Source organism: Candidatus Sulfotelmatobacter sp. (assembly GCA_036500765.1).
Taxonomy (GTDB): Bacteria; Acidobacteriota; Terriglobia; order Terriglobales; family Acidobacteriaceae; genus Sulfotelmatobacter.
On sequence record DASYBM010000002.1, the window covers coordinates 138,012 to 152,028 of the forward strand.

Sequence of the window (14,017 nt, forward strand, 5' to 3'; positions counted from 1 at the left end):
CTTTTTACGAGGGGGAACGGCCATGGACCACACAGACGTGGTTCGAGACAAAACGACGGAACGATATCTGCTCAACGAACTTTCTCCCGACATTCGGGATGAATTTGAAGAGCACTACTTCGACTGCCCGGAATGCGCGCAGGATGTGAGCGCGGCGGCTCAGTTTGTGAAGCATAGCAAGAGCGTCCTGGCGGAAAAGACCGAGACTGTTTCTCTCCCGACCACGGCTGATCGGGGAGTGGCGCGGGGACCGTGGTCCTTCTGGTTCCGGCCCGCATTTGCCGCTCCGGCTCTCGCCCTGCTGTTAGCCATCGTCGGTTATCAGAACTTCGTGACGTACCCGAGGTTGCGGTCAGAGCTCAGGCAGCCTCAGATTTTGCCGGCGGTTTCAGTCAACCTGGGAACTTACGGCGCGCGTGAGACTTCTGTACCGGAGGGCAAAGGTCTGCTTCTATTCGTGCGAATCCCGCCGGACCCCATTTTTGCGCGCTACACGGGCGAGTTATATAATCCCGCGGGAAAGCCGGAGGGCTCGTTCACGATCGACCCGGCAGCCGGTCAAGATCAGTGGCCGGTGACGGTTCCAGCCGTCTCTCGCGAAGCCGGAACCTACACCCTGGCAGTGCACGGCGTCACCGCGACCGGCGAGACCAAAGACCTGGGCAGTACGTCCTTCGAATTACAAATTCGTGAAACACAAAATTCTAAATGAAAGATGAGCTCTGACCGAGCGGAGGTACACGATGGCCACTATGACAGAAACACCCAACACCACCAGCACCACCACGCCCTCGCACGAGTATCACGCTGAGGCGCACGTGCTCAGCGGCGAGCTGCAACGCCCCATCGAACAGAAAATCGAACGTCAGGCCCCGGCCAAATTAATCGGCCGCAGAGGCGGTCATTTCACGCGTTCTCTGCAAGAATCCAGCATCGAAGGTCTGGTTTCCTTTGCCAAAGGCGAGACTCGCGTCTCCGGATCGCGCAGCCTGAAAAATAACGGCTGGGTCACGCTCTCCACCTCGATTCTGGAACGCCTCAACCTGTTCGAAGTGATTACCATTGACCGCCTGGTCTCGCAGGTCTCCACCGATCACGCTTACAAAGATGGCCACATTCCGCATGTCACCTTTCTCGGCACGCAGTTTACGAACTTCCGCGTGAGCGGCTTTCCGGTCGAACTTACCCTCGATCTCGGCATCTGCGGCGACATCCCCGCCGGAGGCCAGACGTATCTCCAGGACCGCGCATTCCTGGCGCGGGCGGCAGCGCAGACCCAGGCCATTGCGAATGCGACCGGCCTTCCCAAAGAGATCAAGGATGACTACGATAAGAAGCTCGCCCACATCAACGGGCTCATGCGCACGAGCGATTCGGTCGACACAAGCGCCCGCGCTCCCATCACATGTTCCCTGATTCAGAGCATCGGCCCGATTCCCATCCCCGGGGTGCAGATCTTCGGGCACATCCTGGTGATTCCGGAATTTGGCTCCGTTGCCCTGGGCGAAGTCGAAGTGGGCGAAAAACTGTACGAAGGCGAGACCCGTCCGAGCCCCTACTTCGAAGTCACCGGCATCAAGAGCAAGATGGGCTGCCTGGCCGAGGGAACCACGAACGCCGGAACCGCCACTGCCAACGGCGCTCACAAACCCTAGGGTTTACTCTGCTCCTGGCTGCGCTTGCGAGCACGCTGTCGTGTGCTCGTAGAGATGAGTCGCCGCAAGCCGCGTTCGAAAACGCGAATCAGGCGTTCATTCACGGCGAACTGCAGGAGACCAAGAGCGAGGCGAAAAGAAGATACGAAGAGCTTCGAGATTCCAGCCCCCTTTGGGCCTGGAAATTTAAGATCCTTGAAGCCAAGGCGGCCTTGTGGCAAGGCCTTTTCGAAGAAGCGCTCACGGACCTCAAGTCAGATCCGCAGCCCAGCCGGGCGGACATGGCTATTCCCGTGCTCACAGTTCGCGGCGTTGCCCACACGCATCTCCGAGAATACCCGGAAGCCGAACAAGCCCTGAAGGAAGCCACCGAACTGTGCGGCGCTCACCTCGACTCCGGATGTGGAGAAGTTCTCCAGGCACGCGGCCTGCTGGCAAGCGAGCAAGGCGATTCCATTTCGGCGGAAGAGCTATACAAGCGAACTCTTGCCTTCGCTCGCGGCCACGACGATCACCTCCTGGAGTCCACTGCTCTCCTCAACTTGGGTGCTGAATTACTCGCGGAAGGCCGCTTCGATGAGGCATTCGATCAGTCGGAGGCCTCATATCGGGCTGCAAAATCGATAGACGCCCGAGTCGTCGAACCCATTGCCCAAGGCAACACAGGTTGGTCCTCTTACCGCTTGGGAGATTCGGACAAAGCTCTTGAAATATTTCTCGCGGCCGAGCGGCGCGCCAGCGACCTGCAAGACTACGTAGACCAGGGAATCTGGCTCACCGACGCCGGCTACGTTTACATGGATAAGCGCAACTTCCCGCTTGCTGAACAAGTGTTTCAGCGAGCGCTGCTATTGGAGAAGCAGGTCGAGAGCAAAGAAAACATTTATAACGCTCTGCGGGTCTTGGCGCGTCTCTCCGTCCAAACTGGCAACCTCGATAATGCAAGCGCTTACGCCGAGCAAGCTCTAACCGTCGCGCGCGAAAGCCATAACCACGTCGACGAACTTTATCCCATGCTGGTTCAGGGACAGATCGCAGCCCATCGAGGCGACGCCGTAAAAGCGCGACAGATTCTGGAAACCGTCGAGCGCGATCCACTCTCCCCCGTATTTCTGAAGTGGGAGGCCCAGCACTCGCTGGCGCGTCTCTACGAAGAGGAAAAGCAGACAGATGCGGCAGATCGCGAATACCGCAGTGCGCTGGCCACATTCGAAGCCGCTCGCGCTTCCGTGCAGCGTGAGGACTTCCAGCTTTCGTTCCTGACCAACGCCGCCCGCATCTACGACGACTACGTACACTTTCTGGTAGCCCAAGGAAAAATCGACGAAGCCCTGCGCTGGGCCGATTACAGCCGCGCTCGAACTCTGGCGGAAGGACTGGGCCTGTTGTCGAAAAGCTCTCGTGCCGACATTCACGCCGCGCCTTCAGCCCTGAATCCGCGCGAGATTTCCCGCAAAGCGAAGAGCACGCTGTTGTTTTACTGGCTGGGCGAGAAGCAGTCGTACCTGTGGACGATCACTCCGCAGAAGGCCAGCCTGTTCCCATTGCCGCCCGGCCCGGATGTCGATTCACTGGTTGAACGATATCGCAGAGCACTGGGCAGTCCGCAGGATGTTCTCGAATCCCAAAATGAAGAGGGGCGCGCGCTCTATCGCACCCTCATCGCCCCGGCGAAAGAGTTGTTAGCCAGCGACGCGAAAGTAATCATCATCCCCGACGGCAGCCTGAATAATCTGAACTTCGAAACGCTGGTCGTCGCCGAACCCCTGCCCCACTTCTGGATCGAAGACGCCGATGTTGCGAACGCCAGCTCACTGCGCGTACTGGCCGCATCTTTGTCGCGCTACGATGCGCGCGGCAAAGCTCAAGACCATGCCCGAGAGAATGTCCAAGTAAAGAAACGCCGGCTGCTCTTGATCGGCGACAGCGTCGCCCCCAGCCGGGAATATCCCGAACTGCCGCGCGCGGCGCAACAAATGGCCAACGTCGCGAAACATTTCCCATCTGCCCAGGAACAGGTTTATCGGCGGGACCAAGCAAACCCGGCGGCATATGCGGCCAGCGATCCCGGCAAGTTTTCTCACATCCATTTTGTCGCGCATGGCACTGCCAGCCGTCTCAGTCCGCTCGACTCCGCGATTGTGTTGTCCAAGATTGTGTTGTCGAAGGAAGATGCCGGCGACGACTCATTCAAACTTTATGCCCGCGACATTATTCGGCATCCCCTGCACGCCGATCTGGTGACCATCTCCGCATGTTACGGCGCGGGCGAGCGCGCCTACTCGGGCGAAGGCTTGGTCGGCCTGGCCTGGGCCTTTCTGCGAGCCGGGGCCCACAACGTGATCGCCGGTCTCTGGGAAGTTACCGACGCGTCCACCGAACAATTGATGGATCGCTTCTACGACGAACTCGACAAGGGCGCCGCTCCCGATGCCGCCCTGCGCGCGGCGAAGCTTTCGCTGCTGCACGGCGGCCAATTCCGCAACCCTTTTTACTGGGCACCCTTTCAACTCTATACCGGCTCTTGACGCGCGCCGATTTTCTCCTAACGGCGTCATCCCGAGCGGAGCCGTTCTTCAGGCGAAGCGAGGGATCTCCCAGCATAGGAATCGGAGCCCCTATCCTGCACGCCGGGAACTGCTAAGCTCATTCAAAGCCATGCAGATTCTCCACGTGGTCGGTGCACGACCAAATTTTATGAAAGCCGCACCAGTCCTGCATGCGCTGCGCGAGCGGCCCGGCATGCGGCAAACACTCGTGCATACCGGCCAGCACTACGACAAAAATCTCTCGGACATTTTCTTCTCCCAACTCGAAATGCCGCTTCCCGACGTGAATCTCGGCGTGGGCTCCGCCTCGCACGCGCGCCAGACCGCGGAAATCATGACCGGTCTTGAGCCCGTCCTGCTCGAGCGTAAACCGGACGTTGTACTTGTCTACGGGGATGTGAACTCAACCGTCGCCGCTGCCCTGGTGTGCGCTAAATTGCTGATTCCGATTGCGCACGTCGAAGCCGGACTGCGCTCCTTCGATCGCACCATGCCCGAGGAAGTAAATCGTATCGTCACCGACCGCCTGGCCGACTTGCTGTTCACGCCCTCAGAAGACGGCGACGAAAATCTGCTGCGCGAAGGCATCTCGCCGGAAAAGATTCATCGCGTTGGGAATGTCATGATCGACTCGCTCGTGCGCCTGCTCCCGGCCGCGGCCAACTGTCCAGCCAACGGCCTTCCCAACCGCTTCGCGCTGGTCACGCTGCACCGCCCCTCCAATGTGGATGACGGCGAAACCTTGAAGAACATTCTGCAATCCCTGCTCGCCGTGAGCGAGCAACTGGATGTCGTGTTCCCAGTCCATCCCCGCACGCGCTCCCGCATTAAACAGTTTGACCAGTTCAGCACCAGCCTCGATCGTATCCGCCTGCTCGAACCCGTACCCTATATCGAATTCCTTGCCATGCAGAAGCGCGCCACCGCCGTCATCACCGATTCGGGCGGCATCCAGGAAGAGACGACGTACCTGCAAGTGCCGTGCCTGACGCTGCGTGAGAACACCGAACGGCCAATCACGGTCACCATGGGAACGAATACCCTGGTGGGTCAGGACAGCCGGAAGCTTTCGTCAGAATTGTCGGCGATTCTCGCAGGCCGAGCGAAACGTGGCGCCATTCCGCCGCTTTGGGATGGCCACGCCGCCGATCGCATCGCGGATATCCTTCAGAGATTCTCCGATCAACCCTAGCCATGTCATTTCGAGCGCAGCAGAGTGGCGCGGTTACGCGCGCCATTTTTGTTGAAGTCGAGAAACCTGCTGTCCGCCCCTACTCGGTGGTGTAGTTGATCTCCATCCGCCGTACCTGCACGCTTGAAGCGTAGAGCGCGATCATCGCCACGATCACAATTCCCAGCACTGCCACTGGAGCCGACACCGGATCCGAGTTCGAGATCAATAAGGCCAGCAAAGGCGGCGTCCCCGCCGCACTTGGAAGATCCACCGGGCACAGCGACTTAAGATAGTAGATTACGCTGAACTGCTTGAGCATCCCCGGCAGAAATGGATTGATCGCTTCCCATATCAAGATCGCCGCCGCCGGCAGAATCGGATTCCGGAACATCATCCCCGCAACCAGAAAGAACGCTCCGTATCCCACGCAGGCGAGCATGGTCACTCCCACATACACCGCCGCATTCTCCAGGCCGTGATTGTGATAGAGGTAGAGATCCCGAGTACTGGGAGGAAAGTGCCACAAGAAAGCAACGGTCTGCAATATTTCGCTGGTCACAAAAATCGTGCACGTCGCCAGCAACCCCGCGAGAAACTTGCCCACCATCAGAACTTCGCGCCGGATCGGCGCCAGAAAATAAAAATGCAGGCTGCGGTCGAGGATCTCTCCGCGGAACAGGTTCATGAAAATCCCCAGGCATCCGAAAAAAATCGCCAGCCGCAGAAAGAAGAATTGAAACACGCCGGCGAACATGATCGAATCCTGCCCGAGATTGTTGCCTTCCTGAAGATTGATGAAATCGACTTTCCCGTCCGTCAGGTTTATGTACAGATCGTTCTGTCCATCGGAGTAGTGATAGTTCTCATGAGCAACATGAACCGTCGCCTGGCTCTCGGTCGGCCGATTTTCGTTCCAATGAAATTGGACTGGCGGCTTTCCCAGGATTGCCATTACTTCCGCGCGCGTCATGCCCGGCTTCACCGCCCGCAAGTCGTGGTAGCTCAGCGGCCGCTCGCCGCGCCGCGCGATGCCCTCGCGCCCATGCTGCTGGTTCGACATGGCCGCGGCATATGCCATGAACAGCACCACCGGCAGCGCGGCCAGCACGTAAATCCAAAGCCCGCGTCTGGCGAAAAATGTTTTCTTCATTTCCAGGCGAATGACGGCCCTGATCTGCGCCCACCACAGCCTGGTCGTCGCTACGTTCATCATTGCGTCCGTCGTCATCGCACGACCTCTTCATTCCCGATCAAATATTCGTAAACGGACAATACGTCGTCATCCGCCGGCGCGATGGACTCAATGTCGATCCCGTTTTCATTTCCGTTCAATGCCATCTGATTCAAAGCCAGATAAAAGCCATCGGCATCCCGCGTTTTCACCAGCAGGCCGCGCTCATCTTTATGAATGGAAATTTCAATGGTGTGATCGTCCTCAATCAACCTTGCGGCCAGTTCCCGCGGCCGCGTGCAGCGAATCAAAATCTGCGTGGGATGTTCCTGAATCTCGCTGCGCACGGTCGAGATCTGTCCCTCCGCAACAACGTAGCCGTTGCTGAGCAAAATCACCTGATCGGAAATTACATCCACTTCATGCAGAATGTGGCTGGAAATGATCACCGAACAACCTTGCTCCGCCGTAGCGCGAAACAACGCGATCATTTCCGAGCGCGCCAGCGGGTCCAACCCGTTCAGCGGCTCATCGAGCACCAGCACCTTCGGATCGTGCGCCAAAGCCTGCGCCAGCCGAATGCGCTGCCGCATTCCCTTGCTGTAAGCGGCGACGTTGCGCTTGCCGTCCTCGACCAGATTCACGCGTTCGAGCGCGCGCCAAGCCAGTCGTTCCGCGGTCTCTGTATCGCGCCCGGCCAACCGCAGATAGGAATTCACAAACTGAAATCCAGTCAGGCCTTTGGGAAATGCGTCGAATTGCGTGCTGTATCCCAAAATCCTGAAAAGGTTTTCCGGATCGTCAGTCTTATATCCGAGCACTTCGACCCGCCCGCGTGTGGGACGGATCAATCCCGTCATCAGGTTCATCAGCGTCGTCTTGCCCGAACCATTCGGGCCCACCAGGCTGGTAATCCCCGGCGGAATCGAGAGATTCACCCGGTTCACGCCCAGGATTTCTCCGTAGAACTTCGACACATCTTCGAAGACGACGCGGTCTTTCATTCGATGGCGCTCATCCGATCACCCACATCTCGTAAGGCTCATTTGATCACTTCATACGCGCGCACCTTGCGCAGCAGCAGCCACAGGCAGATCGCGCAATAGACGAGCAGCGCGATCCACGCTTGCTCGACCGGGATCGCATGCTCCGTATCCACGCGGAACAGCGAGTTCCATACTGTGCCCATGAGGTAAGCCACGTTGAAAAAATGTCCCGCCTCAGTTCGCATCACGGCATTGATGGCTTGTGCGAAGCCGGCGCCAAAGAACATTACGGCGAGCAGCAGCGCGCCCGCCACGATTCTCCACTTCACCCACGCCGAGAGCGCCATAGCCAGCAGCGACAGAATCGCGATCCAAATCAGTGAAGAAAGCACAAGGCTGCCGGCAATCCACAAATTCTCCCAGGCCCAGGTTGGCCCCGCGAGACTGGCCTGCATCGCGAAAAGAACTAATCCCGGAATCCAGGTGATTTGCGAAAGCAAAATTGCCAGCACCGACGACTTGCCCAGCACATAATCCGCTCGCGAAAACGGGCGGCAGAAATATAGCGGCAGCGCGCCGTTGGCGAGGTCGGGCGAAATCAATCCCGGCCCAGCAAATGCGGTCAGAAGAAACGCGAACACTCCCTGCGCGCTGATAAACTTGAAAAAGAATGTGTTATCGATTGAGATGAATCCTCGCGGCAGGCCGATCTGCTGAAGAAAACTCGCGCTGTGCGCTACGTAGATCATCAACAGGAAGGCCAGCGGAGAAAAGAAGCAGACCACAAAAAACCCGAGCATGAACCTGGAACTGAACAACCGGCGCCGCGAGTAACGAAAAAGCACAAACCACCGCGACCACGCCGGCGTCAACGCCCCTGCATACGGTTTGTAGTTGCGCCGGTACACCGCCATTCGTCAGCTCTCCATCGCCTTCAGGAAAATATCTTCCAGCGTGTCCCGCCGGAAATTCATGCGCCGGATGCGAACCTGCCGCTCCGCCGCTATACGAAAGATGTCGCGGGTCTCGACCCCCTCCGCCAGAACCATCTTCATGCGGTTCGCCGTCACCGCGCATTCGCAGCCGAGTTTTTCAATCGCCTCGGTGAAATCGCCGTTCGCGCCGTAGGTTTCGAGCTCTAGAAATCGCTTGTTCGCGCGGCGCTCTTCATCCAGATTCGAGTAATGCGCGATCCGCCCCTGCTTCAGAATCAACACTTCATCGCAGGTGTCTTCCACATCGCGCAGCAAATGCGAGCACAACACGATCCGCATCTCTTTCCCATCGCGAATCTCGCGGATCATGCGAATCATGCGTTGCCGCGCCGAAGGATCCAGGCCGTTGGTCGGCTCATCGAGAATCAACAGCTTCGGTCCATGCACAATCGCCTGCGCCAGCTTCGCCAGTTGCTTCATGCCCAGCGAATACGTTCCCAATTGCCGATAACGCGCCTCCGCCAGGCCAACATAGAACAGCGCCTCGTGCGCCCGTTCCAGAGCCATGTCTGCGGGCAAGCCCGAGAGTTCTCCCATCATCTGCACAAAAGAAACCGCGCTCATCTTCGAGATGAACGCGTCGTTCTCGGGCATGTAGCCCACCAGCCCGCGAATTTTCTGGATGTCGGTGGCGACGTCGTAGCCAAACACCCGAGCCGAGCCGGCGGAGGATTTGTAGAAGCCGAGAAGAGTATTGATCAGCGTCGATTTGCCCGCGCCATTCGGTCCCAGCAATCCAATCGAGCACCCGCGCAACGTGGTCGTAAGCCCGCGCAGGATCTCCCGATTTCCGAAACGAACCGAGAGACCCTGGAGTTCCACCAGCGGCGGAAGCGGAGCGGCGGGCGGCGCCGGCGCCAATTCGCGCTCGCCGTCTGCCGCCCCGCGTTGAACGGTTGTGCTCACTCAGTTTGAAGTGCTGGGTGACTCGAATCTCCACCCACGAACATATCCCCGCCGATAAACATCTGCGGCAGGAACGGCCCCCGGTGGCCCATCGTCAAAAGCGTGCCCAGGTCAAACCCCATGAAGCCGGTGTTGCTCGCCACTGTAATCCGATCGCTCTCGCCATAGGCGTAAATCAAGCCCGGCGCGGAGTTGGCCTTGAGCGCATCCACCGACGCCTGTTGCTGCCGGTTGAGCGCTCCACTGGATTTCAGTTGATCGGCCAGCGGACCCACGACCGGGCCGATGTTGTGATAAAAGATCCCCGAAAAATTCGTATAGCCATCGCTCGGCAACAGCGCCTGAAAGGTCGGCGAATGCGTCAGCGTATATCCTGCCGCGCGAGATTGAATCGCTCGCGACAGAGTAGCCGCATCGGGCGCGGCGATCAGATAGTTGTCGACGAAAGTGTAATCGATTTCAGGATTCACCCTGCTGGTGCCGCTGATCACGTAGTAAGTCCTGGAGTTGACCTGCCGCTGCGTCAATTGCACAGCATGCCCCTGCGCGCCGGGCTCCCGATTGTAGCTGTCGACGAGCTTCGCGAGGGTCGACTGCAACGTTGCCGGATCGTAGACTTCGACGATCAGTTTCCACCGCGGCGTGGGCAGCATCGGCCCGTCGAAGGCCATGGTAAATTCCCCGCCCAGCGGCGCGGCCAGGTCGTTCAGCACATTCACGCCCGTCTTCGATTCGAATTCGTTCAGGTGCTGCTGAAAGTTCACATCCCCGGCGCCGATCATCTTGAAGATTTCTTCCATGATGGTTTTCGGATTCTTGATGACCGCCGAGGTCACCATGCTGGCCTCGGGCGAAACGAATTCCAGCGATCCCATCGGCGCAGGCGCGGCCAGCCACGATGCCACGCCTTGCCGCTCCGCCGCAAACATCAGATCGGCGCGGCTCTCGGTCTTACCGGCAACGTAGCGGTGTTCCATGGTCAGGTAGCGCACGTCGCCAATCCCCGGCGGCAGGGCATTGGCCGGCTTGTTATTCGCGCTGCCACTAGCTGGTACGTTGTGCACGATAATTTGTTCCATGTCGGCGCAGAAAAGCCACTCTGCCCCTTGCTCGTAAGACCGCGCGATCTGCTGATAAAAGGGCGTGCCGGAAAATGTACTCGGGCTCTGCTGCTGGGCCCGCGTCGCCGCCTGCTGTAGTTCCGTCAGATCGGGACTGGCGATCATCATATTGTCGCTCACATAAACCAGCAGCGGCCGCCCGGCGATCGGCGTCGCCGTCCACGGATTATGTACGGTCTGCAAGGCAGCTGGCGAAGAATTCGAACTCAATTTGCGATTCGCCTTTTGCAGGAAGCCCTCCAGTCCGCCCTGCTTCACCTTCGCCAGCACCACCGGAGCGCCGTATTCCGTTCCGTTTTTAGACACCGCAAATACAATCTCGTCGCCCAGATAGCCGCTAAAAGTCTGCACCTGGTTCAGCACGTCCTGCAACTTCGGTCCGCTGCCTTTTTGCTGCTGCTTCCACCAATCGCGCAGTTCCGGGCTCTGTTGCAGCCGGTCCCGGAATAACTGGCTCGCCTCGGCCAAAGTATCGGCAAGATTGGGAATCGCCGCGTAAATCACGGTGTGATCCGGAACGTAGGGCAGAAGTTCGGAGCTGTAGCGTAATCCCGGCCCCGGAATCGCCGCAAACTGCTTCTGCAACACGGCAAAGTCGCCCAGCAGCGCCAAATATTTTGCGGAATCTTTGCTCCACGCGATGTCGTTTTGAATCGGAACTTTCGATACCGTGGAGTTCGAGGTCGCTTCCTCGCCGGCGCTCAGATCCGTCGTGCGATCGCCGTAGTCAACGCGGACCACGCCTTCGATCACAGCCACGCGCGAGCCTTTGGTTCCATGATTCACGGAAAAAATAGTTCCCTTCACCGAAACCAGCCCGTCGTCGGTCGCGAGATACAACCGGCCCGACTTCTGCTTCGCCGCTTGCACGATCACCCTTCCGCCGTCCAGATGAATAGTGGTGCCCCGCCACTCCCGCGATACCGAAAGATCGGAGCGTTCGCCCATCTCAAGCAAAGATCCATCGAGCAAGCGCACCACCGCCCGCGAGCCTTTTGCGGTGCGCACCTGGTCTCCATTTCGAATTTCATAACCCGCCGGGATCAATCGCATCTCGGCGCCCGATCCCGTATAGAGCGCGCCGTCTACCGTTTGAACCGACGCGCGCACGACGTGCTGGCCGGGCAGCACTCCGAGGTTGAACGCGACGGTAGCGACTGCCACGGCGGCGACCGCGGCTGCGCTCAGCGCCCATCGCCAGGCCACCGAAGCCGATGCGCTTGGCCTTGAACCGGCGCGCGAACGAATGCTCCTGGATTCCACTCGCAGAACCATTTGCGATTCGCCTGCCCGGGCGCGGTCGACTGCGTGACGGCACTCCACGCAGGCATGCACGTGATCCTCAAACAGCATCGTCCGCGCCGGAGCCAATTGCTTGCCCAGATATGCCGGGATGAGCGCCTGAAAATCCGCGCAGCCGCGCAAGGTGGACGTTCGCGAGCCGATTTCCAAAGTGGGGGCCGACCCGGCAATCGACTTCCAGACCCGTTCGCCGGCCTGCGCGACTGCCTGGCCGTCGATCTGCTCACTTCGAATCTCCGAGATCATCCGGTCAAAGATCATGCGGTCGAACTTTTCATTCTTTTCATTCTTCATGGCCTGCCTCCTGATTATGCGGCTGCTTCGCGAGCATGCTTTGCGCCCGGTTTTATGCTTTAAGATATGCGCCCAATTCCTTGCGGAGTTGTTGTCTGCTGCGATGGACAATCACCGCCACGAACACCTGGGAAATTCCAAGCATCCGCGCCACTTCCGGATTACTGAAGCCCTCGATAAATCGCAATACGAAAATCTCCGCCCAGCGCGGCTTGAGTTGAGCCATTGCTCGCCCCAGCGCCTGGCGCAACTCGCGAGAGTCGCGATGGGAGGACTCGGGCATGTCTGTAAGTTCTACGGTTCGGTCGCTCTGTCGCGACCGAATGACGTCAAGAGCCGCGTTGATGGCCGCGCGCCGTAAATAACTCTCTTCGTTTTCCAGGGCATCCGCTCCGGCCTCGCGCCGGAACAGCCGCAGAAACACGGTCTGCGATACATCCTCGGCATCCGCGGCATTGCCGGTAATCCGGTAGGCCGTGCGGAAAACCAAGGCGTGATGCGCCCGAAAGACCCGGTCGAATTCGTCCGGAATTACGATTGCCGATTCCTCTGCCAATGCGCTTTGCAGGGTACGCCTCCCGTTGCTCACTCTTCTTACGCAAGTAAAGACGGCCTTGGGAAACGGTTCTTACAGCTTTGCCATTTATATTTTTGAGCGCTCATTTTCGAACCGTAGGATTCCGTTCCTGCAGCCCGGCCCGCAACCTGTATCATATTCGGGTTTAACGGGTTAGCCGGAAATCATGCCGAAACTCAACATTAGGCCAACGTCCGACTGCAAGTGGGATCTGGTGAGCCTGGGCGAAGTCATGCTGCGGCTCGATCCCGGCGACGAGCGCATTTCGACCACGCGCCATTTTCGCGCCTGGGAGGGCGGTGGTGAATATAACGTGGCTCGCGGCCTCCGGCGTTGTTTTGGCATGGATACGGCAATCGTCACCGCGCTCGCCGACAATCCGGTAGGCCGGCTCGTCGAAGACCTCATGTTGCAAGGCGGCGTCAGTCAGGAATACGTCCGCTGGTCGCCGTATGACGGAGTCGGCCGCACCGTGCGCAACGGATTGAATTTTACCGAGCGCGGCTTCGGCATCCGCGCCGCTGTGGGCTGTTCCGATCGCGGGCATACTGCCGCGGCGCAGCTGAAACCGGGCGAGATTGATTGGGACCGGATCTTTTCGAAGGATGGCGCGCGCTGGTTTCATACCGGCGGAATTTTCTCTGCGCTGTCAGAAACCACTCCGCTGGTCGCGCAGGAAGCGATGGAGGCCGCCCGGCGCGCCGGAACCATTGTCTCTTACGATCTGAATTACCGCGCGTCGCTGTGGAAGTCGATCGGCGGAAAAGCGAAAGCCCAGGAAGTGAACCGCCGATTAGCCCCGCTGGTTGACGTCATGCTCGGCAATGAAGAAGATTTCACCGCCGCTTTAGGATTTCCTGTCGCCGGACTTGACCTCGCAGGGAACGATGCGCAACATTCCAAGCTTGAGTCCGCCGGCTTTAAGCAGATGATTAAAACCGTGGTGACGGAATATCCGAAGCTTGCCGTGATTGCGACGACGCTGCGCCACGCCACGACCGCGACCCGGAATGATTGGGGCGCGCTGTGCTATTGCCATGGCGATTTCTACGAAGCGCCCGTGCGCGAGAATCTGGAAATCTACGACCGCGTCGGCGGCGGCGATTCATTCGCTTCGGGCTTGATCTATGGATTTCTGTCCGGCAAAGATCCGCAGTGGTGCGTCGAATGCGGCGCGGCGCACGGCGCACTGGCGATGACCACGCCCGGCGATACTACGATGGCGACGCTGGCGGAGGTGATGCAAGCGATGTCGTCGCGCACCGCCCGCATCGAACGATAAAATTT

11 protein-coding genes are annotated in these 14,017 nt (G+C 58.9%); 5 read left to right on the plus strand and 6 right to left on the minus strand.

What is annotated here, in order from left to right:
* Positions 1-22: 22 nt before the first annotated feature.
* The 4 genes from VGM18_01795 (at position 23) to wecB (ending at position 5,396) form a co-directional block, all read left to right on the plus strand.
* The gene (locus VGM18_01795; GenBank protein HEY3971702.1) at positions 23-712 is read left to right on the plus strand and encodes a zf-HC2 domain-containing protein; all 690 of its coding nucleotides are present in this window, start codon (positions 23-25) and stop codon (positions 710-712) included.
* Positions 713-743: 31 nt separating this feature from the next.
* Positions 744-1,655 (plus strand): hypothetical protein, encoded by a 912-nt coding sequence (locus VGM18_01800; protein HEY3971703.1) that lies wholly within the window; start codon positions 744-746, stop codon positions 1,653-1,655.
* Positions 1,656-1,936: 281 nt separating this feature from the next.
* Positions 1,937-4,183, plus strand: coding sequence for a CHAT domain-containing protein (locus tag VGM18_01805; GenBank protein ID HEY3971704.1), 2,247 nt, complete (start codon positions 1,937-1,939; stop codon positions 4,181-4,183).
* 130 nt (positions 4,184-4,313) lie between these two features.
* The gene (gene wecB / locus VGM18_01810; protein ID HEY3971705.1) at positions 4,314-5,396 is read left to right on the plus strand and encodes a UDP-N-acetylglucosamine 2-epimerase (non-hydrolyzing); all 1,083 of its coding nucleotides are present in this window, start codon (positions 4,314-4,316) and stop codon (positions 5,394-5,396) included.
* Positions 5,397-5,475: 79 nt separating this feature from the next.
* On the opposite strand, the gene VGM18_01815 is transcribed toward wecB, so the two are convergent.
* From VGM18_01815 to VGM18_01840, 6 genes are read right to left on the minus strand one after another with little or no spacing between them, the layout of a single operon-like run.
* A complete protein-coding gene (locus VGM18_01815) occupies positions 5,476-6,606 on the minus strand; it encodes a hypothetical protein (protein HEY3971706.1) in 1,131 nt (376 codons plus the stop codon).
* Complete coding sequence (locus VGM18_01820; GenBank protein ID HEY3971707.1) at positions 6,603-7,553, minus strand: ABC transporter ATP-binding protein; 951 nt, start codon at positions 7,551-7,553, stop codon at positions 6,603-6,605. Before VGM18_01820 ends, VGM18_01815 begins: the two co-directional genes overlap by 4 nt.
* A gap of 38 nt (positions 7,554-7,591) precedes the next feature.
* On the minus strand, positions 7,592-8,449 hold the full coding sequence (locus tag VGM18_01825) for a hypothetical protein (GenBank protein ID HEY3971708.1): 858 nt from the start codon (positions 8,447-8,449) through the stop codon (positions 7,592-7,594).
* Between the two features lie 3 nt (positions 8,450-8,452).
* Positions 8,453-9,436: an ABC transporter ATP-binding protein gene (locus tag VGM18_01830; protein ID HEY3971709.1), complete on the minus strand. Its 984-nt coding sequence runs from the start codon at positions 9,434-9,436 to the stop codon at positions 8,453-8,455.
* Complete coding sequence (locus VGM18_01835) at positions 9,433-12,153, minus strand: FecR domain-containing protein (protein HEY3971710.1); 2,721 nt, start codon at positions 12,151-12,153, stop codon at positions 9,433-9,435. The genes VGM18_01830 and VGM18_01835 overlap by 4 nt, the downstream gene beginning before the upstream one ends.
* A 52-nt stretch (positions 12,154-12,205) precedes the next feature.
* Positions 12,206-12,742, minus strand: coding sequence for a sigma-70 family RNA polymerase sigma factor (locus VGM18_01840; protein ID HEY3971711.1), 537 nt, complete (start codon positions 12,740-12,742; stop codon positions 12,206-12,208).
* 154 nt (positions 12,743-12,896) lie between these two features.
* Here VGM18_01840 and VGM18_01845 point away from each other — a divergent pair, with 154 nt between their 5' ends.
* A complete protein-coding gene (locus tag VGM18_01845) occupies positions 12,897-14,012 on the plus strand; it encodes a sugar kinase (protein HEY3971712.1) in 1,116 nt (371 codons plus the stop codon).
* The last annotated feature ends 5 nt before the right edge of the window (positions 14,013-14,017 follow it).

Coding starts and splice junctions, on each gene's coding strand:
- VGM18_01825 (HEY3971708.1), bottom strand. CDS start 8,449: ATGGCGGTGTACCGGCGCAACTACAAACCGTATGCAGGGGCGTTGACG.
- VGM18_01845 (HEY3971712.1), top strand. CDS start 12,897: ATGCCGAAACTCAACATTAGGCCAACGTCCGACTGCAAGTGGGATCTG.
- VGM18_01805 (HEY3971704.1), top strand. CDS start 1,937: ATGGCTATTCCCGTGCTCACAGTTCGCGGCGTTGCCCACACGCATCTC.
- VGM18_01795 (HEY3971702.1), top strand. CDS start 23: ATGGACCACACAGACGTGGTTCGAGACAAAACGACGGAACGATATCTG.
- VGM18_01835 (HEY3971710.1), bottom strand. CDS start 12,153: ATGAAGAATGAAAAGAATGAAAAGTTCGACCGCATGATCTTTGACCGG.
- VGM18_01800 (HEY3971703.1), top strand. CDS start 744: ATGGCCACTATGACAGAAACACCCAACACCACCAGCACCACCACGCCC.
- wecB (HEY3971705.1), top strand. CDS start 4,314: ATGCAGATTCTCCACGTGGTCGGTGCACGACCAAATTTTATGAAAGCC.
- VGM18_01820 (HEY3971707.1), bottom strand. CDS start 7,553: ATGAAAGACCGCGTCGTCTTCGAAGATGTGTCGAAGTTCTACGGAGAA.
- VGM18_01815 (HEY3971706.1), bottom strand. CDS start 6,606: ATGACGACGGACGCAATGATGAACGTAGCGACGACCAGGCTGTGGTGG.